Annotated in this window: 26 protein-coding genes and 1 pseudogene; 16 read left to right on the top strand and 11 right to left on the bottom strand. The window is 75.5% G+C overall.

From position 1 onward, the window contains the following. Window positions 1-97: 97 nt before the first annotated feature. From K5O09_RS16805 to K5O09_RS16795, 3 genes are read left to right on the top strand one after another with little or no spacing between them, the layout of a single operon-like run. Entirely contained in the window at window positions 98-2,002 is a 1,905-nt protein-coding gene (locus tag K5O09_RS16805; RefSeq protein ID WP_222170613.1) for a hypothetical protein, read from the top strand. Further along, the gene (locus tag K5O09_RS16800; protein ID WP_222170612.1) at window positions 1,999-3,759 is read left to right on the top strand and encodes an amylo-alpha-1,6-glucosidase; all 1,761 of its coding nucleotides are present in this window, start codon (window positions 1,999-2,001) and stop codon (window positions 3,757-3,759) included. Before K5O09_RS16805 ends, K5O09_RS16800 begins: the two co-directional genes overlap by 4 nt. Beyond that, a complete protein-coding gene (locus K5O09_RS16795) occupies window positions 3,756-5,765 on the top strand; it encodes a beta-galactosidase (RefSeq protein ID WP_222170611.1) in 2,010 nt (669 codons plus the stop codon). Before K5O09_RS16800 ends, K5O09_RS16795 begins: the two co-directional genes overlap by 4 nt. Before the next feature lie 42 nt (window positions 5,766-5,807). On the opposite strand, the gene K5O09_RS16790 is transcribed toward K5O09_RS16795, so the two are convergent. Further along, on the bottom strand, window positions 5,808-6,296 hold the full coding sequence (locus K5O09_RS16790) for a GNAT family N-acetyltransferase (RefSeq protein ID WP_222170610.1): 489 nt from the start codon (window positions 6,294-6,296) through the stop codon (window positions 5,808-5,810). Then, complete coding sequence (locus K5O09_RS16785; protein WP_222170609.1) at window positions 6,293-6,808, bottom strand: MarR family winged helix-turn-helix transcriptional regulator; 516 nt, start codon at window positions 6,806-6,808, stop codon at window positions 6,293-6,295. Before K5O09_RS16785 ends, K5O09_RS16790 begins: the two co-directional genes overlap by 4 nt. A 90-nt stretch (window positions 6,809-6,898) precedes the next feature. Between K5O09_RS16785 and K5O09_RS16780 the strand changes: the two genes are divergently transcribed. Then, window positions 6,899-7,531 carry an FMN-dependent NADH-azoreductase gene (locus K5O09_RS16780; RefSeq protein ID WP_222170608.1) on the top strand — a complete coding sequence of 211 codons (633 nt, stop codon included), beginning with the start codon at window positions 6,899-6,901 and terminating at the stop codon, window positions 7,529-7,531. Between the two features lie 40 nt (window positions 7,532-7,571). Here K5O09_RS16780 and K5O09_RS16775 read toward each other — a convergent pair whose 3' ends face one another. Further along, window positions 7,572-8,111: a type II toxin-antitoxin system prevent-host-death family antitoxin gene (locus K5O09_RS16775; protein WP_222170607.1), complete on the bottom strand. Its 540-nt coding sequence runs from the start codon at window positions 8,109-8,111 to the stop codon at window positions 7,572-7,574. Between the two features lie 240 nt (window positions 8,112-8,351). Between K5O09_RS16775 and K5O09_RS16770 the strand changes: the two genes are divergently transcribed. Together K5O09_RS16770 and K5O09_RS16765 are read left to right on the top strand one after the other, a co-directional pair. Continuing rightward, on the top strand, window positions 8,352-8,693 hold the full coding sequence (locus K5O09_RS16770) for a hypothetical protein (protein WP_222170606.1): 342 nt from the start codon (window positions 8,352-8,354) through the stop codon (window positions 8,691-8,693). Between the two features lie 28 nt (window positions 8,694-8,721). After that, window positions 8,722-8,919, top strand: coding sequence for a hypothetical protein (locus K5O09_RS16765; protein ID WP_222170605.1), 198 nt, complete (start codon window positions 8,722-8,724; stop codon window positions 8,917-8,919). 104 nt (window positions 8,920-9,023) lie between these two features. Here the strand turns inward: K5O09_RS16765 and K5O09_RS16760 are convergent, their stop codons facing one another. Beyond that, window positions 9,024-9,491, bottom strand: coding sequence for a VOC family protein (locus tag K5O09_RS16760; protein ID WP_222170603.1), 468 nt, complete (start codon window positions 9,489-9,491; stop codon window positions 9,024-9,026). A 107-nt stretch (window positions 9,492-9,598) separates the two neighbouring features. On the opposite strand from K5O09_RS16760, the gene K5O09_RS16755 reads away from it, so the two are divergent. From K5O09_RS16755 to gap, 4 genes and pseudogenes are all read left to right on the top strand, one after another. Continuing rightward, window positions 9,599-10,561 (top strand): YafY family protein, encoded by a 963-nt coding sequence (locus K5O09_RS16755; protein WP_222170602.1) that lies wholly within the window; start codon window positions 9,599-9,601, stop codon window positions 10,559-10,561. An 18-nt stretch (window positions 10,562-10,579) separates the two neighbouring features. Next, a pseudogene (locus K5O09_RS16750) lies at window positions 10,580-10,678 on the top strand (methyl-accepting chemotaxis protein); the annotation flags it as partial. 107 nt (window positions 10,679-10,785) lie between these two features. Beyond that, window positions 10,786-11,742 carry a GlxA family transcriptional regulator gene (locus K5O09_RS16745; RefSeq protein WP_255595816.1) on the top strand — a complete coding sequence of 319 codons (957 nt, stop codon included), beginning with the start codon at window positions 10,786-10,788 and terminating at the stop codon, window positions 11,740-11,742. 125 nt (window positions 11,743-11,867) lie between these two features. Then, complete coding sequence (gene gap, locus K5O09_RS16740) at window positions 11,868-12,872, top strand: type I glyceraldehyde-3-phosphate dehydrogenase (protein ID WP_222170601.1); 1,005 nt, start codon at window positions 11,868-11,870, stop codon at window positions 12,870-12,872. Window positions 12,873-12,904: 32 nt separating this feature from the next. Here gap and K5O09_RS16735 read toward each other — a convergent pair whose 3' ends face one another. Genes K5O09_RS16735 through K5O09_RS16720 form a run of 4 tightly spaced genes read right to left on the bottom strand, consistent with a single transcriptional unit; the run spans window position 12,905 to window position 15,977 of the window. Then, a complete protein-coding gene (locus tag K5O09_RS16735) occupies window positions 12,905-13,483 on the bottom strand; it encodes a GNAT family N-acetyltransferase (RefSeq protein WP_255595815.1) in 579 nt (192 codons plus the stop codon). 8 nt (window positions 13,484-13,491) lie between these two features. Then, entirely contained in the window at window positions 13,492-13,953 is a 462-nt protein-coding gene (locus tag K5O09_RS16730) for an SRPBCC domain-containing protein (protein WP_255595814.1), read from the bottom strand. A gap of 45 nt (window positions 13,954-13,998) precedes the next feature. Continuing rightward, the gene (locus tag K5O09_RS16725) at window positions 13,999-14,937 is read right to left on the bottom strand and encodes a putative Ig domain-containing protein (RefSeq protein ID WP_222170598.1); all 939 of its coding nucleotides are present in this window, start codon (window positions 14,935-14,937) and stop codon (window positions 13,999-14,001) included. Then, entirely contained in the window at window positions 14,934-15,977 is a 1,044-nt protein-coding gene (locus K5O09_RS16720; protein WP_222170596.1) for a delta-60 repeat domain-containing protein, read from the bottom strand. Before K5O09_RS16720 ends, K5O09_RS16725 begins: the two co-directional genes overlap by 4 nt. 209 nt (window positions 15,978-16,186) lie before the next feature. On the opposite strand from K5O09_RS16720, the gene K5O09_RS16715 reads away from it, so the two are divergent. From K5O09_RS16715 to kdpC, 5 genes are read left to right on the top strand one after another with little or no spacing between them, the layout of a single operon-like run. After that, complete coding sequence (locus K5O09_RS16715; RefSeq protein ID WP_222170595.1) at window positions 16,187-16,348, top strand: hypothetical protein; 162 nt, start codon at window positions 16,187-16,189, stop codon at window positions 16,346-16,348. Next, complete coding sequence (locus tag K5O09_RS16710) at window positions 16,345-16,434, top strand: potassium-transporting ATPase subunit F (RefSeq protein WP_222170594.1); 90 nt, start codon at window positions 16,345-16,347, stop codon at window positions 16,432-16,434. Before K5O09_RS16715 ends, K5O09_RS16710 begins: the two co-directional genes overlap by 4 nt. Next, complete coding sequence (gene kdpA / locus K5O09_RS16705; RefSeq protein WP_222170593.1) at window positions 16,434-18,107, top strand: potassium-transporting ATPase subunit KdpA; 1,674 nt, start codon at window positions 16,434-16,436, stop codon at window positions 18,105-18,107. The genes K5O09_RS16710 and kdpA overlap by 1 nt, the downstream gene beginning before the upstream one ends. A 5-nt stretch (window positions 18,108-18,112) precedes the next feature. After that, on the top strand, window positions 18,113-20,290 hold the full coding sequence (kdpB, locus tag K5O09_RS16700) for a potassium-transporting ATPase subunit KdpB (protein ID WP_222170592.1): 2,178 nt from the start codon (window positions 18,113-18,115) through the stop codon (window positions 20,288-20,290). Window positions 20,291-20,313: 23 nt separating this feature from the next. Then, the gene (kdpC, locus tag K5O09_RS16695) at window positions 20,314-20,919 is read left to right on the top strand and encodes a K(+)-transporting ATPase subunit C (RefSeq protein ID WP_222170590.1); all 606 of its coding nucleotides are present in this window, start codon (window positions 20,314-20,316) and stop codon (window positions 20,917-20,919) included. A gap of 9 nt (window positions 20,920-20,928) precedes the next feature. Here the strand turns inward: kdpC and K5O09_RS16690 are convergent, their stop codons facing one another. Genes K5O09_RS16690 through K5O09_RS16680 form a run of 3 tightly spaced genes read right to left on the bottom strand, consistent with a single transcriptional unit; the run spans window position 20,929 to window position 24,520 of the window. Then, entirely contained in the window at window positions 20,929-21,951 is a 1,023-nt protein-coding gene (locus tag K5O09_RS16690) for a sugar kinase (protein ID WP_222170589.1), read from the bottom strand. Further along, window positions 21,948-22,970, bottom strand: a complete 1,023-nt coding sequence (locus tag K5O09_RS16685; RefSeq protein WP_222170588.1) for an L-idonate 5-dehydrogenase — start codon at window positions 22,968-22,970, stop codon at window positions 21,948-21,950. Before K5O09_RS16685 ends, K5O09_RS16690 begins: the two co-directional genes overlap by 4 nt. Next, window positions 22,967-24,520 (bottom strand): mannitol dehydrogenase family protein, encoded by a 1,554-nt coding sequence (locus K5O09_RS16680; RefSeq protein WP_222170587.1) that lies wholly within the window; start codon window positions 24,518-24,520, stop codon window positions 22,967-22,969. Before K5O09_RS16680 ends, K5O09_RS16685 begins: the two co-directional genes overlap by 4 nt. Before the next feature lie 166 nt (window positions 24,521-24,686). On the opposite strand from K5O09_RS16680, the gene K5O09_RS16675 reads away from it, so the two are divergent. Then, complete coding sequence (locus K5O09_RS16675) at window positions 24,687-25,388, top strand: GntR family transcriptional regulator (protein ID WP_222170585.1); 702 nt, start codon at window positions 24,687-24,689, stop codon at window positions 25,386-25,388. Window positions 25,389-25,580: the final 192 nt, after the last annotated feature.

The raw sequence follows: 25,580 nt of genomic DNA, 5'->3' as shown, positions 1-25,580 counted from the left end.
GGCACCCGGTTGCAAGTTTGCACACTGTAACGACGCGATCGGAGCGGACGCAAGCCTCGTCCGACCCGCACGTGGAACCGAACCCAGGAAACGGTCGATGTCCTTCCCCGAGACCCACCTCCCCACCACCGACGCGGAGCTGGCCCCGCTCGACGACGAGCGGTGGTCCGCCCGGGCGCTGTCGCCCCGCGGCCCTGTCGTGCTGCACCTGCCCGCGGGCCAGGTCGTCGCGCTGGGCCGGCTCGACGGCGAGCACGTCGTCGAGCCGTCAGGCGACGAACGCGACGCCGTCGCCGGCCACGGCGTCCTGTGGGCGCTCCCCGCCGACCCGCGCGGGCCGCTGCCCGCCTGGCAGGTCACCGCCGACGCCGCCGTCCGGGCGACCCGCACGGCCGGCGGCTGGACCGTCGTCGTCGACGCAGCACAGGCGACGCTGACCCGCCACGAGGCGCGGCCGCGGTGCGACGTGCACGGCGACGGGTACGCGCTCGACCTCCCGGACGGCGCGCTGCTGGGGGAGGCGTTCGCCGGCTTCTACTGGGGGACGATGGTGCCGAGCGTCGTCGAACGCACCCGCGCCGCGGAGTTCCCGGACGCCCGGGGGTACGTGCTCAGCACCCTGGCCTCGACCTACGCCGGGACGTACCCCGACGTCGACCACGAGTTCCAGATCAAGGGCCGCCTGGCCTGGGGCGGGGCGTTCGACCAGGACGTCGTGCGCCGGATGATGGAGCTCCAGCTGCGCATGGTGCGCGAGGACCCCGAGGGCCTGTACCGCGACCCGTGCGCCGTCCAGCCGGACGGTACTCGCGAGTACCACGTCCGCCGGTCGAGCCTCGACGGGTCCGCGAACGCGGTCATGTTCCTCGTCACGGGCAACATCGAGATCGTCGAGTCCGTCTGGCTGTACGTCGCGCGCACCGGCGACGTCGTGTGGCTCCGGGAGAACCTGGCCGACCTCGAGGGCGCCTTCTCCCTGGTCGAGGACCTCGTCGACCGGCACGGCCGGCTCTGGTCGGACGTGTACTACGAGGACCAGGTCATCAAGGACGGGCGCGAGACCATGGCCGCGGCGCTCGCGATGCGCTCGTCCTACCTTCTCGCCGAGCTGGAGCGCCTGCTCGGGCGCACGGTCGAGGCCGACCGGTACGACGCGCTGGCGCAGCGGCTCGGCGAGGCGATCGCCCGACCTCTGCCCCTGGGGCACTGGGACCCGGGGCACCGGCGGTTCGTCGACTGGGTCGACCGGTCCGGACGCGTCCACGACCACATCCACCTGCTGGCGAACGTGCTGCCCACCCTGGTGGGCGCCGCCGCTCCCGAGCAGGCTGCGGCGGTCGCCGAGCTGGTGGAGCAGGAGCGTGACGAGTTCCAGCGGTTCCCGACCTTCATGTCGGCCCGCGTCGGCGACTACACCGACGACGAGATCGGCGACGGGGGCCCCTACGACCTGTGCGCCGCCGGGCGCTACTGGTGCTGGGACGCCGCGTACTGGCACCGGCGCGGTGACGGCCCGACGCTGGCCGGCCAGCTCGCCGCGGTCGCGCGCATGGGCGCGTCGCAGGACTGGGTCATGGGCGAGCGCTACGACATGGACTACGCGTACTACACCGACGGCACCTCCTGGCACGGCGCCGCCCACTACTACGAGTACCCGTGCGTCTACTCCTGGGTGCTCGTCCACGAGTTCCTCGGCCTGCGCCCGGACCTCGGGGCCGACCTGCTCGTGGCCCCGCGGCTGGCGGGCCCCGGGGCGGTCCGGCTCGACCAGGCCGCGTACCGGCTGCGCTACGAGGTCGGTGACGGGGCGTTCACGCTCGAGAACCGCGCGGACGCGGCACGCACGTTCCGGCTCGACCTGAGCGCCGTCCTCCCCGGCTCCGCCGGGCTCCGGGTGGTGCGCGACGGCGTCACCGAGCCGCTCGAGGGCGACCGCGTCGAGGTCGGGGCCGGGCGGACCGTCACGGTGGTGCCCGCGGGCACCGAGGAGCCGGGCCGGTGACCGCGACGGCCGAGCGGCCCGCGGAGGCCGACGTCGACGTGACCGGTCCGTTGCCGGTGGACCTCGCGCTGACGCCCTTCAGCCGGCGCGGGTCGTACTACGCCGTGACCGTGCCGCCGCGGGCGCCGGTCCCGGGCGTCTACCTGCGCAACGTCCACGGCTCGGTCGCGCACCGCGAGGTCCTCCGGTTCGACCTGGGTGGCGGGGTGCCCGACGTCGAGGTCGCGCCCGGGCTGCTGGTGCTGCGGGCGGCGTCCGCGGAGGTGCACGTCGCCCTGTCGGAAGCGGGACGGGCGCACGTCCGCGTCATGCGCGGTGCCATCACCCTCGAGCTGCAGGTCCTCGACAAGTTCGACGTCGTCGTCCCGCTCGACGCGAGGACGTGGCGGTTCGTCGACGCCGGGGCGAACCAGAACTACCTGCTGCGGGTGCTGGCCGGGGACGCGGCGATGAGCACGGACTGGGACGGCGAGCGGACCACCCGCGCCGAGCTGCGGCTGGACGCCCGCTCCGGGCCGGTGACCCTGGTCGTCGACGAGCACCGCACCGCCGCGCCGACGGACGTCCCCGCCGACCTCGACGCCGTCGCGCAGGAGGCCGGACGGGACTACGAGGCCTGGCTCCGGCAGCACACCGGGACCGGCGCGGGTGACCCGGTCGAGGACGCGGCGCGGCTCGCCGCCTACGTCACGTGGTCCGCCCTCGTACCGGCGGGGGGACAGCTCGTGGCCGAGTCGATGCTCATGTCCAAGAACTGGATGACGAACATCTGGAGCTGGGACCTCTGCTTCAACGCGATGGCCCTGTGGCGCGACCCCCAGGCGGCGGCGTCGCACCTGCTGGGCTTCTTCGCGCACCAGGACGAGTCGGGGGGGCTTCCTGACTACGTCAACGACACGGTGGTGGAACGCAACTTCGTCAAGCCCCCGATCCACGGCTGGACCGTCGGCTGGCTGCTCGACCGCGACGCGCTCGCGCCGGAGGCGGTCGCCGCGCTCTACGAGCCGCTGGCCCGGTGGACCCGGTGGTGGTTCGAGCACCGCGTGCACTCCGGTGACGGGGTGCCGTCCTACCACCACGGCAACGACTGCGGCTGGGACAACTCCACCGTGTTCGGGGAGGTCGTGCCCGTCCAGAGCCCCGACCTGCTCGCCTTCCTGGCGATCCAGCAGGAGACCCTCGGCCGGATGGCGGACCGCCTGGGCCTCCCCGCCGATGCCGCGGTGTGGCGGGAGCAGGCGAGCGCCACCGTGGATCGGCTCCTCGCCCACTTCTGGGTGGGCGGCCGGTTCATCGCCCGGGAGACGCACAGCGGCGCGCCGATCACCGTCGACAGCCTGCTGACCCTGATGCCGGTGGTGCTGGGCCCGCAGCTGCCCGCCGAGGTGTTCGACGCCTGCGTCGAGAGGCTGACCACCGGCGGGTACCTCACGGAGCACGGCGTCGCCACGGAGCCCGTGGGCAGCGCGCCGTACGAGCCCGACGGCTACTGGCGCGGACCCATCTGGGCCCCGACCATGATGCTGCTCGTCGACGGCCTCGCCCGCGGTGGGCGCGTCGAGCTCGCGCAGGACCTGGCCGCCCGGTTCGTCGCCACGTGCGCGGCGTCCGGCATGGCCGAGAACTTCGACGCCGTCACGGGAGCGGGCCTGCGCGACCGCTCGATGACCTGGACGGCTTCCGTCTACCTGCTGCTCACGCACGCGACGCCGTCGGCGCCCGTCGTGGCGGCGGCACCCGGAGGTGCACGAGCATGACCACCCGCCCGACCTGGCTGCGCACACCGGCCGGGACCCCGCGCCGCATCTCCTTCGGTGCGGACTACAACCCCGAGCAGTGGCCGCGGGACGTCTGGACCGAGGACGTCCGCCTCATGCAGGAGGCGGGCGTCGACGTGGTCTCCGTGGGCATCTTCTCCTGGGCTCACCTGCAGCCCGCCGCCGACCGGTGGACGTTCGGCTGGCTCGACGACGTGCTGGACCTGCTGCACGACGGCGGCATCGGGGTGGACCTCGCCACGGCGACCGCGTCGCCGCCGCCCTGGCTGACGACCGCGCACCCGGAGGTGCTGCCCGTCACCCGGGACGGCGCCGTCCTCACGCAGGGCGCGCGCCAGCACTGGCGACCGACCTCGCCGGTGTTCCGCCGCTACGCGCTGGCGCTCACCGAGAAGCTCGCCCAGCGCTACGCGGACCACCCGGCGCTGGTCGCCTGGCACGTCAACAACGAGCTCGGCTGCCACAACGTCCACGACTACTCGGACGACGCGGCAGCGGCCTTCCGTGCGTGGCTCGCCCGCCGGTACGGCGACGTCGAGGCGCTCAACCACGCGTGGGGCACGGCGTTCTGGTCGCAGCGCTACGGCTCGTTCGACGAGGTCCTGCCACCGCGCCGTGCCGCGTCCCACCCCAACCCGGGTCAGCAGCTGGACTTCGCGCGCTTCTCCTCCGACGCGCTGCGGGACCACCTGGTCGCCGAGCGGGAGGTCCTGCGCCGTCACACCCCCGACGTGCCGGTGACCACCAACTTCATGGTCATGGGCGAGACCCGCGGCATGGACTACGCGTCGTGGGCCTCGGAGGTCGACCTCGTCGCCAACGACCACTACGTCCACCCGGGGCCGCAGGCGCGCGACGAGCTGTCGTTCTCCGCGTCGCTCACCGGCGGGCTCGCAGGTGGGCTGCCGTGGTTCCTCATGGAGCACTCCACCAGTGCGGTCAACTGGCAACCGGTCAACGTCGCGAAGCGGCCCGGCGAGATGGCGCGGGACTCCCTCGCGCACGTCGCGCACGGCGCCGACGCGGTCTGCTTCTTCCAGTGGCGGCAGTCCTCCGCGGGTGCCGAGAAGTACCACTCGGGGATGGTTCCGCACGCCGGCTCCCGGAGTCGTCTGTTCCGCGACGTCGTGTCACTGGGCCGGGACCTGCGGGCGCTCGACGCCGTCGCGGGCTCCCACCGCGTGACCGCCCCGGTTGCCATCCTGTTCGACTGGGAGTCGTGGTGGGCGAGCGAGCTCGACTCCCACCCCACCGACCGGCTGCGGTACCGCGCGGAGGCGCTCGACTGGTGGACGGCCCTCGTGGACGCCGGCGTCCGGGCCGACGTGGTGCCCGCCGGCGCCGACCTCTCGCCGTACGCGATGGTGCTGGCGCCCGTGCTCCACGTGGTCCCGCAGCGCCTCGCCGACCGGCTCGACGCCTACGTGCGCGGCGGCGGGCACCTGGTGACGACGTACTTCTCGGGCATCGTCGACGACGCCGAGCGGGTGTGGCTCGGCGGCTACCCCGGCGCGTTCCGCGACCTCCTGGGCATCCGCGTGGAGGAGTTCGGGCCGCTGCCCGACGGTGAGACGCTCCCGATCAGCACCGGCGGCTCCGGCTCGGTCTGGTCTGAGCCGGTCGACGTGATCGCCGCGGACGTCGAGGTCCTCGCCCGGTACGCGGCGCCCGGCGTGCTGGAGGGGCCGGCTGTCACCTGGCGCCCCGTGGGCCGCGGCAGCGCGGCGTACGTGTCGACCCGCCTCGACGCGGCCGGACGCGGCCCGGTCCTGGCGGGGCTGCTCGAGCGAGCCGGCGTCGTCTCGGAGCTGCCGGAGCACCTGCGCGGGTGCGTCGAGCTCACCCGGCGCAGGGGTGACGGAGGCGACTTCTGGTTCCTGCTCTCCCGGTCCGGCGAGACTCTGGATCTCGGGGGGGTCGAGGGGACCGTGCTGCTCGGCGGGCCGGACCTCGCGGCCGGGGGCGTCGCGGTGGTGCGGCGGTAGGGTGCCGGGCCCGCTCGGCGAGCGCTGGGCGCAGCCCCGCGCTCAGTCCAGCCGCTTGCCGTAGCAGCGGGACTGGGCGAGCGCCTCGTACGGCGGGTAGGTCGGGATGCGCGTCCAGCCGAGCGCGACGTACAGCGCCTCGGCCTCCGGCTGCCGGTCCCCGGTCTGCAGCACGAGGCGCCGGGCGCCGGCGGCGCGGGCCACCCGCTCGGCCTCCGTCATGACCGCGCGGCCGATCCCGCGGCCGCGGTGACCGGCGGCCACGACGACGCGCTTGACCTCCCACGCGCCGTGGTGGTCGCGCAGCGCGGCGTGCCCGAGGGGCGTGCCGTCGTGGTCCACCGCCAGCACGACGTGCCGGATCGTGGCGGGATCGACGGCGAGCGCCTCGCGCGCCGCGTCGGACATCGGGCCGAGGTCGCCGTACCGCTCGCCCATCTCGGCGTCCATCTCCGCGCGCAGCGCCGCCGCCCGCGGGTCGTCCCAGGCCACCGACTCGAGCGTGTACGGCGGGTGCGCGGTGGCGGTCATGCTCCGGCTCGGTCGTCGGCCGTGGCGACGACAGCCGCGAGCTCGGGCACGGCGGCCTGCACGACCGCGCGGCCGGCGTCGCCGAGCGCCGCGAACCGCTCGGGGCCCAGCAGGTCGACGACGACGCGGCGCACCTCGCGGACGTGGCCGGGTGCCGCGGCCTCGACGCGGGCCCGTCCCGCCGGGGTGAGGCGGGCGCTGGTCCGCTTCCCGGCCGCGACGCACGACCCGCGGGTGACGAGGCCCGCGTCCTCGAGCCGCGAGACGGCGTGCGAGAGGCGCGAGGGGGAGCTCTGCGAGAGGCGCGCGAGGTCGCTCATCGGCGCCTCCTCGTGAGGGCTCTCCGAGAGCGCAGCGAGCACGTGGTACTCGAACAGCGTCATGCCGGAGTCCCGCTTGAGCTGGGCGTCGAGGACGGCGGGCAGCGTCATGACCAGCGCCATGACGGCGCGCCAGTCCTCGAGCTGCTCGCCCGAGAGCCACGGGGTGGCACCGGGGTCCGCCTGCGTCATGGGGAGAGTCTATGAGTGTTGAAGTTTCAAAGCGAGCGTGCGTACAGTGTGCGGACTTGAAGTTTCAACACACCCATCCCAGGAGCCACCATGACCGTGCTGCGCGTCGACTCGACCATCCAGGGCGACCGTTCCGCGAGCGCCGCGCTCGCCGACCTCGTGCTCGCCGAGCTCACCGCCTCCCGGCCCGGGGAGACGGTCGTGCACCGCCACCTCGGCCGGGACCCGCTGCCCGCCCACGCGTGGGCGACCGCCGTCGGCGCGGGCTGGACGGCCCCCGAGCAGCGCACCCCGGAGCAGGCGGACGCCGTCGCGCTCGCCCAGCAGCTCGCCACCGAGCTGCGCGAGGCCGACGCCGCCGTGCTCGCGCTGCCGCTGTACAACTGGGGCGTCTCCCAGCACGTCAAGACGTGGATCGACCTCGCCATCGCCGGCGGCGCGCCCGGCGACCGGCTGCTCGACGGGACGCCCGTCGTGCTCGTGACCACGCGGGGCGGCGGGTACGGCCCCGGCACCCCCAAGGAGGGCTGGGACCACGCCACCGGCTACCTGCGCCGGATCCTCGGCGAGGTCTGGGGCGCGGACCTCACGGTCGTCGAGCGCGAGCTCACCCTGGTCGGCGTCAACCCCGCCCTCGACGCCCTCGCGGAGCCGGCCGCGCTGCAGAAGAAGGAGGCCGAGGCCGCGGCCGCGGCCGCGGGGAGGGCGCTCGCGGCGCGCTGACCGGGCTCGGCGGACCCGCGCCGCTCGGCTGCCACCGCGGTCAGTAGTCCCCCATCACCGCTCGCCGCTGCTGCTCGGGGAACGTCGTCGCGACGCTCGACCGCAGCGCCCGCGCGAAGGACGAGCTGGAGACGATCGCGGCCAGCCGCGAGCTGTACGTGCTCCGCCGCAGCCCGTCCACGACCTCGGGCAGCGTGGCGAGCTGCGTGAGGCCGAACGCGGACTGCAGCGCCCGGAGCGTCAGGAGCATCGTCCGGGCGTAGTCGGCGCACCACTCGGGGCCGAACTCCTCGAACACCCAGACCAGGACGTCGGACGAGGTCTCGGTGAGGAACCGCGCGCTCGCGATGGCCCGCGCGTCGTCCTTCGTCGCGAGGAACACAGTGCCGGCGTCGCGCTCCGCGAGGGCGACCAGGAGGTAGTGCACGTAGTCCGCGCTCGGCGTGGGCGTGTGGCTGGACGTGACCCTCACGGGCGCGGAGCCCCGGCTCGTGATGATCTGGTCCTGACCGGACCGGGCCCTGTCCAGCACGGTCCCGAGCTGCGCCCGGGCCTCGGCCACGCCCCAGGTCGACTGCATGGTGCGCATGCTGTGCGGCGCGCGACGAGGCTGTCAACGTACATCTCTGTACATCGTGCGAGGTGCGGTGGGCACCGTCGGGGTGGCCGAGACCTTGTCCCGTGCTCAGGGAGCCGGGACGCTGACACCGTCCTTGCCGGAGACGTCATCAGCCGCGCGGTCGCGCACGAGTGACGACCGTCTGGCGCTCCCGGCTCGCTGCGAGTCAGGGGAGGAACGACGAGAAGAGTGGTCGGCTGGGTGGCGGCTGCGATGGTGGCCACGTCGATGGGGTTCGGGGGCATCGTCGCCACCGCCCCGCCCGCGGAGGCTGCGGGGAACTACGCCCGCTGCACCAACGGGATCACGACCCGGGACCGGACCGGGAAGAACCCGAAGGACTGCACGCCGTCCGGCACCTACTGGCTGTACAACAGCGCCGGGACGCCTCTGATGACGGTGACGCAGGCAAACCGGACGTCTCCCGTCTGGACGGCGATCAAGCAGGGGTATACGGCCGCCCAGAACTGGTGCAAGAACAACAGCCTGACGTGCGGTGTCGTGACGGCAGCCGGTGTCGTCATCGTGTCGGGGCTCATCTAGCGGCGGTGGACCGGAGGTGGGAGGAACCATGTCGAGCAGGGTGGTCACGGCGCTGGTCGCGCTGGCGGCGTTCTGGGTCATGTACGGCGTGTTCGCGATCCTCGGCGGGCGGTTCGACCTCGGGGTCGCGCTCGTCCTGGCCGTCGGGGCGCTCGCCGTGTCGGTCCTCGACCGTGCGCGGCGTCGGCGTCGGCGCGATGCGTCCGCAGCGGGTCGGGCGAGCTAGCGGCGACGCGGAGCGAGCGCCGAGAACGGGACTCCGCAGATCCGCGTCGCGGCTCGCCCGGACCTGGGCGAGCCGCGACGTGCTGCGTCGGCCGGTGCCGCGGCTCACCCCGCGTGCGGCGCCTCCACGTCGACCACCCACGTCACCCCGTACCGGTCGGTGAGCATGCCGAAGCCGGGGCTCCACGGGGAGGCCGCGAGGGGCTCGACGACCCGGCCGCCGGCGGCGAGGCCCTCCCACAGCGGGGTGACCTCCGCGAGCGACTGCCCGCGCAGCGACAGGAAGAACGGGTGGTCGGTGAGCGTCAGGCCGTTCTCGCGCCGGGTGGTGCCCGCCGGCCCGGCCAGGCCTGGGGCGGGCTCGCCGGGGACGTCGTACGCCATGAGCCGCAGGCCGCCCGGGGTGTCGAGCTGCCCGAACACGAGCCGGTCGGCGCCGGGGGCGTCCTGCGGCATGCCGAGGTCGGCGTACGTCGCGGCGGTGAGGCTGCCGCCGAGCACCGAGCGGTAGTGCTCGAGCGCCTCGCGGGCCGTGCCGCGGAAGTTCAGGTGGGTGGTGGTCGTGAGCGTCATCGGGTGCGTCCTCCGTGGCGGTCGGGGGCACCGGCTCGGTGCCCGTGCCCTCACCGTGGGCCACGTCGCGGACAGGTCGTGTCCTCGACCTCGCACACACTGGGCGGGTGACCGGGACCGCCACACGCCTGCTCGCCCTGCTCTCGTTGCTCCAGTCCCGCCGCGACTGGCCGGGGCAGGCGCTCGCCGACCGCCTCGACGTCACCACGCGGACCGTCCGGCGCGACGTCGACCGGTTGCGCGAGCTCGGCTACACGGTCGCCGCGACGTCCGGCCCCGACGGCGGCTACCGGCTCGCCGCGGGGTCCGAGCTGCCGCCGATGCTGTTCGACGACGAGCAGGCGGTGGCGGTCGCCGTCGCGCTCCGCCACGTGGCCTCGAGCGGTGTGGACGTCGAGGAGTCGGCCGCGCGCGCCCTGGCGACCGTCCGGCAGGTCATGCCGTCCCGGCTGCGGCACCGCGTCGACGGCATCCGGTTCACCGGATCGCCCCCGCGTGAGCGGGTCGACCCCGCGGCCCTGGAGGCCGTCAGCGCCGCGACCTGGGAGCGGCGGACGCTGCGGTTCGACTACGCCGGGCGCGCGGAACCGGTGCGGGTGGAGCCCCACGCCGTCGTCGCCCGTGGCGGACGGTGGTACCTGCTCGCGTGGCACCCGGACGCAGCGGGCTGGCGCACGTACCGGCTGGACCGGATGACGCCGCGGCACCCGGCAGGCGCACGGTTCGTCCCGCGCGCTGTGCCCACCGGTGACGCGGTCACGTTCCTCGCCGCCCGCGCCCGGGGCGGCGACCCCGCGTCCGACCCCGCGTCCGCCGGGCGGTGGCCGTGCACCGGCGAGGTCCTGCTCGAGCTCCCGGCGGCGGCGGTGGCGCCCTGGCTCGGCGACGGCGTGCTGGTGCCCGTCTCGGCGACGGCGTGCCGGGTGACCGCGGGCTCGTGGTCCTGGGCCGGGCTGCTCGCGTGGGTGCTGCGGTTCGACGCCCCGTTCACGGTGCTCGGGCCGGACGCCTTCGCCGAGGCGACCGCGGCGCTCGCCCGGCGGGTGCGCGCCGCGGCGGGCGGTGCGTGAAGCAGCTCGCCCCAGCCCGTCACCAGCATCGCCCAGCAGACGAACCTGCTGACGCCGAACGCGACGTTCGAGGCGGCCAGCGCGGGCGAGGCCGGCACGGGGTCGGCGGTCGTCGCCGAGACGCCGTGCAGTGGCTCGCGGCCCTGTCGGCCGACCTCCGCACGCTCGTCGGCAGCTTCCGGGCGGGCTGACCGGCGGTCCGGCACGGCGCCTACGCTGGCGCCGTGCCGGACACCCGCCTGCGCCGCGTCGCCGTCCTGGTGCTCGAGGGCGCCAAGCCGCTCGACGTCGGGATGCCCGCGCAGGTGTTCACCACGCGGCCGTCCATGCCGTACGAGGTGCGTGTCTGCGGTCCCGCACCCGGCCTGGTGCGCGGTGGCGACGGCCTGTCGTACCACGTGGCCGACGGCCTCGACGCGCTGGCGTGGGCGGACGTCGTGTTCATCCCCGGGTACCGGTTCCCGGACCGGGAGGACCCGCCGCCCGCCGTCGTGGCGGCCCTCGTCGCGGCGCACGAGCGCGGCGCGGACCTGGCGGCGATCTCGACCGGGGCGTTCGCGCTGGCGGCGACCGGGCTGCTGGACGGCCGGCGCGCCACGACGCACTGGCACTACACGCGCGCGTTCGCGGCCCGGCACCCCCGCGTCACCGTGGACGAGAACGTGCTGTTCGTCGACGAGGGCAGCCTGCTCACGTCCGCCGGCGCGGCGTCCGGCCTCGACCTGTGCCTGCACATCATCCGGCGTGACCTCGGCGTCGCGGCGTCGAACCACGCGGCCCGGCGCCTGGTCGCGGCGCCGTACCGCAGCGGCGGCCAGGCGCAGTACGTGCCGCGCAGCGTGCCCGAGCCCCTGGGCGAGCGGTTCGCCGCGACCCGGGAGTGGGTGCTGCACCGGTTGGAGGCCCCGTTGACCCTGGAGGTCATGGCCCGGCACGCGGCCGTGTCCCCGCGGACGTTCTCCCGGCGCTTCGTCGACGAGACCGGTTACACGCCGATGCAGTGGGTGCTGCGGGTGCGCGTGGACGCCGCGCGGGAGCTGCTCGAGAGCTCGGAGCGCTCCGTGGAGCAGGTCGCCGCCGACGTCGGGCTCGGCACCGGGGCGAACCTCCGCCGGCACTTCCAGCGGGTCCTGGGGACCACGCCGAGCGAGTACCGCCGCACGTTCACGCGCGGCGAGTAGGGGCCGCACCGGCGCCGCCGGGGCTGGCGAGATCCGTGCGGACCGTGGCGCCCCGGCCGCTGTCGGGGCGGCCACGCGCCCGCGCACGCTGGTGGTGACCGATCACGCACCACCGGGAGGACACCATGACCCGCATCGCCGTCAACGGTTTCGGCCGCATCGGCCGGAACGTGCTGCGCGCGCTGCTCGAGCGCGGCAGCGACCTCGAGGTCGTCGCCGTCAACGACCTGGCCGAGCCGGCCGCGCTGGCTCGGCTGCTGGCCTTCGACTCCACCGCGGGGCGGCTCGGCCGGCCCGTCACCGTCGACGGCGACGTGATCGTCGTCGACGGGCACCGCATCCGGGTTCTCGCCGAGCGGGAGCCGTCGGCCCTGCCCTGGGCCGAGCTGGGCGTCGACGTCGTCCTCGAGGCCACCGGGCGCTTCACGTCGGCGTCCGCGGCCCGCGGGCACCTCGACGCCGGCGCGCGTGTCGTGCTGGTCGGCGCGCCGTCCGACGGCGCGGACGTGACGGTGGCCTACGGCGTCAACACCGACGCGTACGACCCGGGCGTCCACACCGTGGTGTCGAACGCGTCGTGCACCACCAACGCCCTGGCACCGCTCGCGCTGGTCCTGGACCAGCTCGCGGGCATCGAGCACGGGTTCATGACGACGGTGCACGCCTACACGCAGGAGCAGAACCTGCAGGACGGCCCGCACCGGGACGCCCGCCGGGCGCGGGCGGCGGCCGTCAACATCGTCCCCACGACGACAGGCGCCGCGAAGGCGATCGGCCTGGTGCTGCCGCAGCTCGACGGCCGGCTGTCCGGCGACTCGATCCGCGTCCCGGTGCCCGTCGGCTCGCTGGTCGAGCTGAACGCCACCGTGTCCCGCGACGTCAGCCGCGACGACGTGCTCGCGGCGTACCGGGCCGCGGCGGACGGGCCGCTCGCGGGGGTCCTGGAGTACTCGGAGGACCCGCTGGTGTCGTCCGACATCACCGGCAACCCCGCGTCGTCGGTGTTCGACTCGCTCCTGACCCGCGTCGACGGCCGGCACGTCAAGGTCGTCGCCTGGTACGACAACGAGTGGGGCTTCTCGAACCGTGTCGTCGACACGCTCGAGCTGCTCGCCCGCTCGCTGGGCTGACGCGGTCCGCCGCGGGGCCGCCGCCCGGTGCGTCACGCCCGGGCGGCGGCCCACTCCTCGCCCAGCAGCGCGTAGGTGTACGAGTCCAGCCACCGGCCCGACCGGTGCAGCGACTCGGCGCGGAACTCGGCCTCGCGCCGCATCCCCAGCCGCTCCATGAGCCGCCACGAGGGCGCGTTGTCGGCGAAGCACCCCGCGGTCACGCGCCGGAGCCCGAGGCCCGCGAAGCAGAGGTCCACCACGCGCTCGGCGGCCTCCGTCGCGAGGCCCCGGCCGTGGTGGGCCGGGTCGAACGCCCAGCCGAGCTCCGCCTGCGTGGCGACGGCGTCGCCGGCCACCTCCGTCTGCGCCCAGGCGTCCTCGACGCGGACCATGAGGTCGCCGACGACGACGCCCTCGTGCTCGGCGACCAGGGTCACGCGCAGGCGGTCCGGCTCCGCGAACTGCTCGGCGTAGCGGTCGAGGTCCCCCGGGAGGGCGGTCATCCACTCGGCGACGGCGGGCAGCCGCCGGTACCGCCAGACCGCCTCGGCGTCGGAGGCGGTCGCGGGGCGCAGCGTCAGGCGCTCGGTGCCGACGGGCCAGTCGAGGTCCTGCAGGGCGGTGGGCACGGTTCCCATCATGCTCGCGGCGCCGGCTCGGGGGAGCCGGTCTCGGACGCCCGGCGCAGGCGCTCGAGGTGGTACCGCCAGCCCTCGGCGTGCTCCGCCGGCAGCGTGGGCGGGGTCCCGGCGGTCGCGAACCCGGTTTCCGTGAGCGTGACCTCCGTTCCCGTGCCGGCGGCGGCGAGCCGGATCGTCACCTCGAGGGCGTGCGCCCACTCCGGCTCCCGCCACCGGAACGCCAGCAGGGCGGGGGCGTCGCACTGCACCACCTCGCCCGTCGCGGACCGCGGTGCGCCGTCCTCGGTCCACGTCTCCACGAGCGGCGACCCGGCGACGGGGGCGAAGTGGAGCCCCGGCCACCACGCGGCGCGCCCGGCGGTGAGGGACCACCAGACCGAGCCGACCCCGGCCGCCACGGTCTGCGCGACGCGCACGGCGTCGCCGGTCGCGTCGGCGGGCGGGAGCGAGGCGGGCACGACCGGACCGTAGCGCGTGGACGGGCCGGTGCGCCGCTGCCGCCGCTACGGCACCGGCTGGACGCGCGACCGCGACCGCCTCCGGTGCACGAGGAGCACACCGAGCCCGAGACAGGCGGCGGCGGCCAGACCGAGCCCTGCGAGCTCGATGCCGGTCCGGGCCAACGCCCCGGGGGACGTCCCCTCGCCCGGTGCGGCCAGGGGCGCGTCCGCGCCCCCACCGGCCGCGTCCGGGTCGAGCGGTCCCGCGCCGTCGCCGGCTCCGCCGGGCTCCGCCCCGCCACCGGGGCCGGGCTCCGCCCCGCCGCCGGGGCCGGGTGCGGGGTCCGGCGACGCGCCGGGGTCCCCGGCCACGACGTCGAACTGCGTCGTCGCGGTCCCGGAGGCGCTGCTCGCGGTGACGGTGTGCCGTCCCGGCGGCGCGTCGAGCGGCACGGTGAAGGACGTGCGGACCCGGCCGGTGCCGTCGGCGACCACGGGGTCACCCGCCGCAGGGGTTCCGGCCGGCGCGTACCCGGACGTCACGGTCACGACCTCCCCGGGGACGAACCCCTCGCCGGTGACGCCCTGCTGCTGCCCCGCGCTGCGCTGCCCGTGGTCGACCGCGAGCCTGGGCGCCGGGACGGTCGTGGTCCAGGTGGTGGTGGTCGTGTCCGAGATCCCCGCCGCGGTGGCCGTCAGGACGACCTGCGCGGTGCCGGCGGTCGTGGGCGTGCCCGTGATGACGCCTGTCGTGCTGTCGAGAGCCAGGCCGGCAGGGAGGCCGGTCGCGGCGAACACCGCGGGCCCGGCCGACGCGGGCGCGACGACGGCGGCGAGACGGACCGGCGGGACCGGGACGCCGACCGTGGACTCCAGGGCGGGCACGGGGTCGAGCGCCACGGACGCAGGGGCGACGGCGAAGAGCCCCGGCCGGGGACTCCCCTGGAACATCGAGAACACCCCGCCGACGACCAAGCCACCGTCTGCGCGCGGGACGATCACGTCGACGGCGGGATCGCCGAGTTCTGGATGCCGGCACCGAGCCACGTCTCCCAGGCGGTGTCCCGGTGCAGCCGGGCGTCGAGCCGCATGAGCCCGCGGCCGGGCGTGCCGTCGGCCTCCGTCCAGTACCCGCCGGCGACGTAGCCGCCGTCACCCGTCGGGGCGAGGGCGCTGACCGCCGCGTCCGGGTCGTCGAGGACCGCGGCGAGGTCGTCCGGGACGGGTGTCGACAGCTGCAGGCCGGCGTCGAGCAGGGCGAGACGCGGGGCGCGCTCACCCTGGTAGGTGCCGAAGCTCCCGGCGATGAGGTAGCCGCCCTCCGGGGCCGGGAGCACGGCCCGGACGGCGCCGTCGAACCCGGTGCCCGTCGCCGCGGCGAACGCGGCGTCCAGCTCGAGGTCTGCGGTGAGCCGCACGAGCCGGCCGACCGGCGTCCCCTGGAACTCCGTGAACTCGCCACCCAGCACGATCGCGCCGTCGGGCTCGACCAGGGCGGTCCGCACGGTCGCGAACGGGCCGAAGGGGTACCAACCGAGCGCGTCCATGAACGCCGTGTCGAGCGAGAGGTCCGGGCGGAGACGCAGGATGCCGTGCCCGGTGCCCCACTGCCCGTGGAACCCGAAGATCGTGCCGACCACCAGGTACCCGCCGTCGGGCATCGGCACGATCTGGCGGGCCTGTCCGACGATCCCGGCCCCGAGGTCGTGGTTGAACTGCTCGTCGAGCTGCAGGTCGGCGTCGAGCCGCGCGATGCCGCCGACGGGTGTGCCCCGGTAGCCGGAGAACGCGCCGCCCATGAGGTAGCCGCCGTCCTCCAGCGGCGTGATCGCGGAGACCGGGCCGTCGAACCCGCTGCCCAGGTTCTCGACGAACTGCTGGTCGAGCACCATACCCGTGGTCTCCGCGTGCGCGGTCCCACCGCCGATCCCGATCACGGACACGAGGGCGACGACGAGGGCCGCCGCCCACCGAGCGCGGGCACGGCCGGCCGGCGACGGGGCTGCGGCCGGTGCTCTGCGGACGGGGGAGTCGGGGGTCATGCGTGCGGGGCTCCTCGCTGTGCGTGGGGGAGGCGGCACGGGTGCGCCGCCGCGTCCTGTATCGCAGCCCGATCCACCACCTAGGCCGCTCCTGCGGGGCCTGCGTAGGTGGCGGGGGCGCCGTGGCCGCACGGGATCCGTGAGCACGGCGGCGCCTCCCGTATGGGATCCGTGAGGATCGCCGCCGCCACCCGTGGTGCGGGCGTCTGATGGGCGACGGCCCCGCTCTCGCCGGGGTCGCCGCCCGGCCGAGCGCCGGTGCGGCCCCGTCCGAAGGGAGCCCCCTCGTGCTGGACCTGGTTGTCGTGGCGGCCGTGGTCGCCCTGTTCGCCCTCGTGGGAGCGGTGGCGGCGGGGGTGGAGCGGCTGTGATCGTGCTCGACCTGCTGGCCGTGGTGCTGGGCGTCGCGGCGGTGGTCTACCTGGTGTGGGCGCTCGTGAAGCCGGAGCGGTTCTGATGGGCGCCGGGTGGGCCGCGGCCGCGCAGCTGGCGGCCGTCGTGCTGGTGGTCGCCGCGCTGTACCGGCCGCTGGGCGACGCCATGGCGCGGGTGTACACCTCCGACCGCGACCTGCGGGTGGAGCGCGGGTTGTACCGGGTGCTCGGGGTGGACCCCGGCTCGGAGCAGTCGCCGCGCGCCTACACGCGCAGCGTCCTCGCGTTCTCCCTGGTCGGCGTGCTGCTCGTGTACGTGCTGCAGCGGCTGCAGGCGTGGCTGCCGTGGGACCTGGGCCTGCCGGGGGTGGGGCAGCACCTCGCGTTCAACACCGCCGTGTCGTTCGTGACGAACACGAACTGGCAGGCGTACTCCCCGGAGGCGACGCTCGGCTACGCGGTCCAGGCCGGGGCGCTGGCCGTGCAGAACTTCCTGTCCGCGGCGGTCGGGCTGGCGGTGGCCGTCGCCCTGGTCCGGGGCCTCGCCCGGCGCCGCAGCGGGACGATCGGCAACTTCTGGGTCGACCTGGTGCGGGGGACGCTGCGCATCCTGCTGCCGCTGTCGGTGGTGGCGGCCGTGGTGCTGCTCGCCGGCGGCGTGGTGCAGAGCTGGTCCGGGTTCACCGACGTGACGACGCTGGCGGGCGGCACCCAGACGCTCCCGGGTGGGCCGGTCGCCTCGCAGGAGGCCATCAAGCTGCTCGGGACCAACGGCGGCGGGTTCTTCAACGCGAACGCGGCGCACCCGTACGAGAACCCGACGGCGTGGACGTCGGCGTTCGAGGTGGTGCTGCTGCTCGCGATCCCGTTCAGCCTGCCCCGGACGTTCGGGCGGATGGTCGGCAGCGACCGGCAGGGCTACGCGGTGCTCGCCGCGATGGCGTCGATCTTCCTGGTCAGCACGGTGGCGCTGACGGTCGTCGAGATGCACGGAGCCGGCACCGCGCCGCAGCTCGCGGGCGCCGCCATGGAGGGCAAGGAGCAGCGGTTCGGCGTCGCGGCCTCCGCGCTGTACGCGGGCGCCACCACGCTGACCTCGACGGGGTCCGTGAACGCGATGCACGACTCGTTCACGGCGCTCGGCGGCCTGTTCCCGATGCTGAACATGATGCTCGGCGAGGTCGCGCCGGGCGGTGTCGGCTCCGGCCTGTACGGGATGCTCGTGCTCGCGGTCGTCGCCGTGTTCGTGGGCGGCCTCATGGTCGGTCGGACGCCGGAGTACCTGGGCAAGCGGATCGGGCCGCGGGAGATCAAGCTCGCGTCCCTGTACATCCTCGTGACGCCGACGCTGGTGCTCGCGGGCACGGCGCTGTCGTTCGCGCTGCCGGGGGTGCGCGCCGACGTGGTGGGCACCTCGATGGCCAACCCCGGGGTGCACGGCTTCTCCGAGGTGCTGTACGCGTTCACGTCCGCCGCCAACAACAACGGCTCGGCGTTCGCGGGGCTCACCGCGAGCACGCCGTGGTTCGACTCGGCCCTCGGCGTCGCGATGCTGCTGGGCCGGTTCGTGCCCGTCGTGCTGGTGCTGGCGCTCGCGGGCTCGCTCGCGGCGCAGGACGTCGTCCCCGCCACCGCGGGCACGCTCCCGACCCACCGGCCGCAGTTCGTCGGCCTCCTCACGGGCGTCGCGGTGGTCGTGACCGCCCTGACGTACTTCCCCGTTCTCGCGCTGGGTCCCCTGGCGGAAGGGCTGTGACTCCCATGACGACACTCCTGCAGCAGGGCGCGGTGCACCCGGCGCCCGACCGGCCGGCGGCACCGGCCCCGGGCACCCGGCGCGGCCTGAGCGCGGCACAGCTCCGCGAGGCCCTGCCCGACGCGCTGCGCAAGCTCGACCCGCGTGTGATGTGGCACAACCCCGTGATGTTCGTCGTCGAGGTCGGCGCCGTGCTGACGACGCTCCTCGCCGTCGCCGAGCCGTTCACGGGCGGCCCGGGGGAGTCGGGCGGCACGCCCACGCCGGTCACGTTCACGGCGGCGATCGCCGCCTGGCTCTGGGCGACCGTGCTGTTCGCGAACCTCGCCGAGGCCGTCGCCGAGGGCCGTGGCAAGGCGCAGGCGGACAGCCTGCGGCAGACCCGGTCGAGCACGACGGCCACGGTCGTCGACGGCTACGACGCGGCGACCGACCCCGCGGCCGAGCGCGCCCGCACCCGGACGGTGGCCTCGCCGGACCTGACCCTCGGGGACGTCGTCGTCGTGACCGCCGGCGAGCTGGTCCCGGGCGACGGAGACGTGGTGTGGGGCATCGCCTCGGTGGACGAGTCCGCGATCACCGGCGAGTCCGCGCCCGTGGTCCGGGAGTCCGGCGGCGACCGCAGCGCGGTGACCGGCGGCACGCGCGTGCTGTCCGACCGGATCGTCGTGCGGATCACCTCGACGCCGGGGGAGACGTTCGTCGACCGGATGATCGCGCTGGTGGAGGGGGCCGCGCGGCAGCGGACGCCCAACGAGATCGCGCTGAACATCCTGCTGGCGTCGCTGTCCGTCGTGTTCGTGGTGGTCGCGCTGACCCTCGGCCCGGTCGCGTCGTACGCCGGCGCGCCGGTGAGCGTGCCGGTGCTCGTGGCCCTGCTCGTCTGCCTGATCCCGACGACCATCGGCGCGCTGCTGTCCGCGATCGGCATCGCGGGCATGGACCGGCTGGTGCAGCGCAACGTCCTGGCGATGTCCGGCCGTGCGGTGGAGGCCGCCGGCGACGTGACGACGCTGCTGCTCGACAAGACCGGCACCATCACGTACGGCAACCGCCGGGCGGTGGCGTTCCTGCCGCTCGCCGGCGTCCCGCAGGCGGAGCTCGTGCGGCGCGCGGCGCAGGCGTCCGCCGCCGACCCGACCCCCGAGGGCCGGTCGATCGTCGAGCTCGCGCTCGGCGCCCGACCGGCCGGGGACGCCGGCGTGGCCGCCGACGTCGCGGACCTGCCGCCCGGGACGGAGGTCGTGCCGTTCACCGCGCAGACCCGGATGAGCGGTGTCGACCTGCCCGGCGGCTCCGCGGTCCGCAAGGGCGCCGGGAGCGCGGTGCTCGCGTGGCTCGCGGCGGAGGAGGCGCCGGCCGGCCTGCCGGAGGTCGTGGAGCGCATCTCCGCCGACGGCGGCACGCCGCTGGTCGTCGCGGTGCAGGACGCCGCCGGGGAGGGCCGGGTGCTCGGCGTGGTCCACCTCAAGGACGTCGTCAAGGAGGGCCTGTCCGACCGGTTCGCCGAGCTGCGCGCCATGGGCATCCGCACCGTGATGATCACGGGCGACAACCCGCTGACCGCCCGGGCCATCGCGGCGGAGGCCGGCGTCGACGACTTCCTCGCGGAGGCGACGCCGGAGGACAAGCTGGCGCTCATCCGGCGCGAGCAGGAGGGCGGGCACCTGGTCGCGATGACCGGCGACGGCACCAACGACGCCCCCGCGCTCGCCCAGGCGGACGTCGGCGTCGCGATGAACACCGGCACGTCGGCCGCCAAGGAGGCCGGCAACATGGTCGACCTCGACTCCGACCCGACCAAGCTCATCGACATCGTGCGGATCGGCAAGCAGCTGCTCATCACCCGCGGCGCCCTCACCACCTTCTCGCTCGCGAACGACGTGGCGAAGTACTTCGCGATCATCCCCGCGCTGTTCGCCGGTGTGTTCCCGGGCCTCGCGGCGCTCAACGTCATGCACCTGAGCTCGCCGGCGTCGGCGATCCTCTCGGCGATCGTGTTCAACGCGCTCGTCATCGTCGCGCTGATCCCGCTGGCGCTGCGCGGCGTGCGGTACCGCCCCGCCGCCGCGTCCGCGCTGCTCGGCCGCAACCTGCTCGTGTACGGACTGGGCGGTGTGGTCGCCCCGTTCCTCGGCATCAAGCTGATCGACCTGGTCGTCAGCCTGCTGCCCGGCTTCTGATCCCCCGACCCCGAGAAGGACCCATGAGCTCCCCTCGCACCACCTGGCCGCACGTGCGCGTCGCCCTGCGCGCCGTGCTCGTGCTCACCCTGCTGCTCGGCGTCGGCTACCCGCTGCTCGTCACGGGACTCGGCCGCCTGGTGCCCGGCCGCGCCGACGGCTCGCTCGTCACCGGGCCCGACGGCGATGTCGTCGGCTCGGCGCTGATCGGCCAGGCGTTCACCGGCGTCGACGGGTCCCCGCTGCCGCAGTACCTGCAGCCGCGGCCGTCGGCGGCGGGTGACGGGTACGACGCGGCGGCCTCGTCGGGGTCGAACCTCGGCCCCGAGAACCCGGACCTCGTCGCCGCTGTCGAGGAGCGGCGCGAGGCGGTCGCGGCGTTCGAGGGCGTCGACCCCGCAGCCGTGCCGCCGGACGCCGTGACCGCGTCCGCGTCCGGGCTGGACCCGCACATCAGCCCGGAGTACGCCGAGCTGCAGGTGCCGCGGCTGGCGCGGGAGCGCGGCCTGACGCCCGACGAGGTGCGCCGCGTGGTGGCCGACGCCACCACCGGGCCGGACCTCGGGTTCCTCGGGCAGGCGGCGGTGGACGTGCTGCAGGTCAACGTGGCGCTCGACCGGCTGGGGTGACGGGCGGCGTCAGCGGGCGACCTCGGCGACGCGTACGCCCTCGGCGCCGGCGCGGTCCGCCCGCCAGTCGAGGACGCCCTCCCAGTCACCGGGTGCGGCGCACGCCAGGGCGCCGAGCCTGGCCCCGGTCTCGGCGGCGTGGGCGGCCGGCCGCCCGAGCACGGTCTCCCCGAGGAAGCCTCCGGCGAACGCGTCGCCGGCGCCGACGGGGTCGACGACCGCCACCGGGTACGCCGCCTGCCGGTGCACCCCGGCCGGTCCGAGAACCAGCGCACCGAGGGCACCGAGCTTGACGACGGCCGTCGTCGGGCCGAGGGAGAGCAGCCGCCGCGCGAGCAGCTCCGCGCGGTCCCACACGGGACCGCCCGCCTCCGCCGGCGCGCCCACGCGGCCGTCGAGGACGAGCGAGGCCTCCTCCTCCCCGGCGAAGACGACGTCGGCGAGAGCGGTCAGGTCCCGCAGCGGCCCGACGGCCTCGCGCTCGCTCCAGAGCGTCGCCCGGAAGTTCACGTCGACCGAGACGAGCGTGCCCGCCGCCCGCGCGACGGCCACGGCGTGCATCGCCGCTGCGCGGGGCCCGGCGCCGAGCGCCGCTGTCACGCCGGTGACGTGGAGGGCCGCGGCGCCACCGACCAGGTCGGCGTCGACGTCCGCCGGCCGCAGGCGCGATCCCGCGCTCCCCGCCCGGTAGTACCTCACCCGGACGGGACGTCCCCCGCGGTGCTCCTTCACCATCAGGCCCGTCGGCGCGCGGTCGTCGCGCCGCGCGACGACGTCGACGCCGGCCCCGCGGAGCTCCCGGACGACGAGCGACCCGAGGTCGTCGTCCCCCACCCGGCCGATCCACGCGGTGCGGACGCCGAGCCGGCTCGCCGCGACGGCGGCGTTGGACTCGGCGCCCCCGGTGCTGAGCCCGAGCCCGCCGGAACGGCCGACCGCGCCGTGCGCGGGCAGGGCCAGGCAGGCCAGGGTCTCGCCGACGGTGACGATGCCGGGCGCCGACGGCCCGGGCAGGGGAGGGCAGGCGCTCATGCCGCGGGGGCGAGACGCAGGAGCACCTTGCTGCTGCCCGGAGCGGCGGCAGCGGCCATGGCGCGCTCGGCGTCCTCCAGGTCGAAGACGTGCGTGACGAGCGGGCTCACGTCGAGGCCCGCGCCGAGCGCAGCCACGGCGTCGTAGATCTCGTCGGAGAACCGGTAGGACCCGATCCAGGTGATCTCGCGCGACACCAGGTCGCCCAGCGTGACCTCGACGGGCGTGCCCGGCAGGTTCCCGACCTGGACCACGGTCCCGCCCTTGGCGGCGGCACGCAGGACGCCGGCGAGGGCGGCGGGGGCGCCGGACGCCTCGAACACGAGCTCGGCGTCCTCGGGCATCGTGTCCTGGCCGACCTGCACGGTGTCGTCGGCCCCCATCGCCCGGGCGATGGCCAGGGCGTCGGGGGACAGGTCGCACGCGGTGACGCGTTCGGCGCCGGCGTGCTTCAGCGCCGCGACGACCAGCGCGCCGATGGGTCCGCAGCCGTTCACGACGGCGGACCGGCCGCGCACGGGCACGCGACCGACGGCGTGCATCGCGACGGCGAGCGGCTCCGCGAGGGCGGCGTGCTGCGTGCTGACCCCAGCAGGAAGCACCCGCACCTGCTCGGCGCGGACCGCCTTCAGCTCGCTGAACCCGCCATCGGTGTGCGGGTCGAACGCCGCTGACCCGAAGTACCGGACGTGCGGGTGGAGGTTCGTCCGCCCGGCGAGCCGGGCGGGCAGCGGGGTGTCGCCGACGAGCTGTGCGGGCTGGAAGGTCACGGCGGATCCCACAGCCGGGGAGTCGACCCCGGCTCCGAGGGCGACCACCCGCCCGGCGACCTCGTGCCCGAGCACCATCGGGTGGCGCAGCGTCGCGGTGCCGGACCGGCCGTGACGCCAGTACGCCAGGTCCGACCCGCAGATCCCGCCCCACTCCATCCGCACCAGCACCTCCCCGGGAGCCGGCACCGGGTCCGGCAGCTCGTCCACCCGGAGGTCTCGCGCACCGTGGACGACGACCGCTCTCATGCTGTGGTGCTCCCCTTCTCGTCGCGGACGCCGTACGGCGTCCCGGTCCGTGCCGCCGTGCCGGCGGCACCGTGGTCCAGCTCGATCCGTCCCGCCGCGAGGGCGGGCAGCCGGGAGGCGACGCCGGCGACCAGGCCGGAGTCGTCGGCCAGGTCGGCGGCTCCGACGGCGCGCAGCAGCGCCGCGACCCGGTCCCGCGGCCCTGCCGCGCCTCGCCACACCCGGGCGAGTGCGGGGGCGAGCGGATCCGTGGTGCCGTGCACCTGCTCGGGGCCGGTGCCCGGCCGGGCGGCGAGCACCCACGCCGCGAGCGCCAGCTCCAGGGTGGGGGTCGGCCGTCCCGCCGACCGCAGCTCCCGCAGGGCGGCGAGCCACCGCTCGGGGATCTTGAGCGACCCGTCGGATCCGATCTGCACGAGGAGGTGCTGCATGGCCGGGTTGCGGAACCGCTCGACGAGCTCGCCGACGTACTCCGCCGGGTCGGGCCCGGCGCTGGGCAGCGAGGGTGCGACCTCGGCGCCGAACGCACGCACCAGCGTCTCGCCCCAGGACGTCTGCAGGACGTCGGCGACGGTCCGGCACCCGGCCGCGAGGCCCAGGTACGCCATCGCGGAGTGGGAGCCGTTGAGCAGCCGCAGCTTCATGAGCTGGTAGGGCGCCACGTCCGGCACGACGAGCGCACCCGCGACCTCCCACGGCGGCCGCGCCGCGCGGAAGCGGTCCTCGAGCACCCACTGGCGGAAGGGCTCGCCGAGCACCGGCATCTCGTCCCGGAGACCGAGGGCCGACGACGCGAGCTCGCGGTCGGCCGCGGTCGTCGCCGGCACGATGCGGTCCACGATGGTCGCCGGGAAGCTGACCGAGTCCGCGATCCACGAGAGGACCGCCTCCCGGTCCGCCCACGCGCTCGCCGCCACGAAGCCGCGCACCACGGACTCGAGTGCCGGTCCGTTGCCGGCCATGTTGTCGCACGAGACGACGTCGAGCGGGGCGCCGTGGTCGCGCCACCGGGCGCGCAGGGAGGCGGCGAGGCGGCCCACGACCGTGCCGGGGGCGTCGGTGCCGCCGTCGCCCGCCGTCCGGGCGAGGTCGGCGGCCACCGGTGTCGCGGAGAGGTCGAGCTCGGCGGTGCCGGGCCGGCGGTAGTACCCCTTCTCGGTGACGGTGAGCGTCACGGTCCCGACGGCGGGCGACCGGAGCAGCGCGTCGACCGCGGCCGCGTCACGGCGCAGGTGCAGCGCGCCCACCAGGGAGCCGACGACGCGCGTGGTGAGGGCACCGGGCGCGCGGTCGGTGACGGAGTAGAGGTTGTCCTGGGCGGCGAGCAGCCGGGGCGCCTCCTCGGACAGCGGCTCGACGGCGACGATGCCCCAGGGCTCGCCCGTGGCCGCGGCCGCCTGCTCGGTGTACACCGCCTGGTGGGCCCGGTGGAACGCGCCGAGGCCCAGGTGGACGATGCGCGCCTCGAGCCCGGCCGGGTCGACGAGGGGCCGGGCCGCGGGGTCGAGGCGGGTCACCGTGGTGCGGTCGAGGAGAGGCGGGGAGCCCATGCCGTGGCCTTTCGTCGCAGGGCACGGGACCGCGCCCCGTGCTGGTGTACGTAACTAGTATGCAAGTGCTCCGCGGCAAGAGGTGTCAAGTCCGTCGCCCGTCGTGGGGACGGTGGTGCGGGCGGATCGGGGCGCGGGGGCGCGGCCGCCTCGTAGGATCGGGCGCATGCCACGGACCTCCGGGAGCACGCGACGCACCGTCTACGACGAGCTGCGTCGCCGGGTGGTCTCCCTGGCCCTCCCCCCGGGGAGCCCGGTCTCCGAGAACGAGATCGCCGCGGACCTCGGGGTCTCGCGGACCCCCGTGCGCGAGGCGATGATCATGCTGGTCCAGGACGGGCTGGTGCAGGTCTTCCCCAAGGTGGGCTCGTTCGTCACGCGCGTGGACCTGAGGCGCGTCGCGGACTCTCAGTTCGTGCGCGAGGCGGTCGAGCTGGCCTCCCTGGCCGACGTCCCGGCCGAACCGGACCGCGTGGTGGTGGGCGAGCTCACCGTCAACCTCGCGCGGCAGCGCGTCTGCACCGACAACGACGAGTTCTTCCAGCTCGACGAGGAGTTCCACCGGGGCCTCCTCCGGCTGGCGGGGCACGAGGGCACGTGGCCCGCCGTCGTGGCCGCCAAGGCGCACCTCGACCGCGCGCGCCGGCTGGGCCTCGAGGAGAACCGGTCGCCCGAGGTCTTCGCCGAGCAGCACGCGGCCGTGCTCGACGCGCTGCTGGCCTCCGGTCCCGGCGCCGCCGTCCCGCTGCTGCGCTCCCACCTGCGGGCGGTGTTCGACGACATCGAGCGCGTCCGCGAGCGGAGCCCCGAGCTGTTCGCGCCCAGCGCCGGGCGTCCCACGCGCCGGTCCGTCGCGGTCTGGGAGTAGCGGGCCGCCCGGACCCCCGCGCACGCGCCCGAGCCCGAGGGGTCGGCTGCGCCTGCCGGTGCCCGTCCGCGCCCCGGGCCGCACCGGGTCCGGCGCCGTGGGCCCGCCGGCTTGTCGACAGGTTTCGTCCTGGACATCCGGATACAAGCCATGTATACATCACCTTGCGTGCCTCGGCGGGGGCGCGCCGTG

Source organism: Cellulomonas sp. C5510 (assembly GCF_019797765.1).
Taxonomy (GTDB): Bacteria; Actinomycetota; Actinomycetes; order Actinomycetales; family Cellulomonadaceae; genus Cellulomonas.
This window is presented reverse-complemented; position numbering and strand designations above follow the sequence as displayed.

Bases quoted from the DNA above. Each gene is read 5' to 3' on its own strand.
- kdpB (WP_222170592.1), top strand. From the start codon at position 18,113: ATGACGACACTCCTGCAGCAGGGCGCGGTGCACCCGGCGCCCGACCGG.
- K5O09_RS16685 (WP_222170588.1), bottom strand. From the start codon at position 22,970: ATGAGAGCGGTCGTCGTCCACGGTGCGCGAGACCTCCGGGTGGACGAG.
- K5O09_RS16715 (WP_222170595.1), top strand. From the start codon at position 16,187: ATGGGCGACGGCCCCGCTCTCGCCGGGGTCGCCGCCCGGCCGAGCGCC.
- kdpA (WP_222170593.1), top strand. From the start codon at position 16,434: ATGGGCGCCGGGTGGGCCGCGGCCGCGCAGCTGGCGGCCGTCGTGCTG.
- K5O09_RS16690 (WP_222170589.1), bottom strand. From the start codon at position 21,951: ATGAGCGCCTGCCCTCCCCTGCCCGGGCCGTCGGCGCCCGGCATCGTC.
- K5O09_RS16765 (WP_222170605.1), top strand. From the start codon at position 8,722: ATGTCGAGCAGGGTGGTCACGGCGCTGGTCGCGCTGGCGGCGTTCTGG.
- K5O09_RS16775 (WP_222170607.1), bottom strand. From the start codon at position 8,111: ATGCAGTCGACCTGGGGCGTGGCCGAGGCCCGGGCGCAGCTCGGGACC.
- K5O09_RS16760 (WP_222170603.1), bottom strand. From the start codon at position 9,491: ATGACGCTCACGACCACCACCCACCTGAACTTCCGCGGCACGGCCCGC.
- K5O09_RS16680 (WP_222170587.1), bottom strand. From the start codon at position 24,520: ATGGGCTCCCCGCCTCTCCTCGACCGCACCACGGTGACCCGCCTCGAC.
- K5O09_RS16795 (WP_222170611.1), top strand. From the start codon at position 3,756: ATGACCACCCGCCCGACCTGGCTGCGCACACCGGCCGGGACCCCGCGC.
- K5O09_RS16805 (WP_222170613.1), top strand. From the start codon at position 98: ATGTCCTTCCCCGAGACCCACCTCCCCACCACCGACGCGGAGCTGGCC.
- K5O09_RS16780 (WP_222170608.1), top strand. From the start codon at position 6,899: ATGACCGTGCTGCGCGTCGACTCGACCATCCAGGGCGACCGTTCCGCG.
- gap (WP_222170601.1), top strand. From the start codon at position 11,868: ATGACCCGCATCGCCGTCAACGGTTTCGGCCGCATCGGCCGGAACGTG.
- K5O09_RS16790 (WP_222170610.1), bottom strand. From the start codon at position 6,296: ATGACCGCCACCGCGCACCCGCCGTACACGCTCGAGTCGGTGGCCTGG.
- K5O09_RS16785 (WP_222170609.1), bottom strand. From the start codon at position 6,808: ATGACGCAGGCGGACCCCGGTGCCACCCCGTGGCTCTCGGGCGAGCAG.
- kdpC (WP_222170590.1), top strand. From the start codon at position 20,314: ATGAGCTCCCCTCGCACCACCTGGCCGCACGTGCGCGTCGCCCTGCGC.
- K5O09_RS16720 (WP_222170596.1), bottom strand. From the start codon at position 15,977: ATGACCCCCGACTCCCCCGTCCGCAGAGCACCGGCCGCAGCCCCGTCG.
- K5O09_RS16675 (WP_222170585.1), top strand. From the start codon at position 24,687: ATGCCACGGACCTCCGGGAGCACGCGACGCACCGTCTACGACGAGCTG.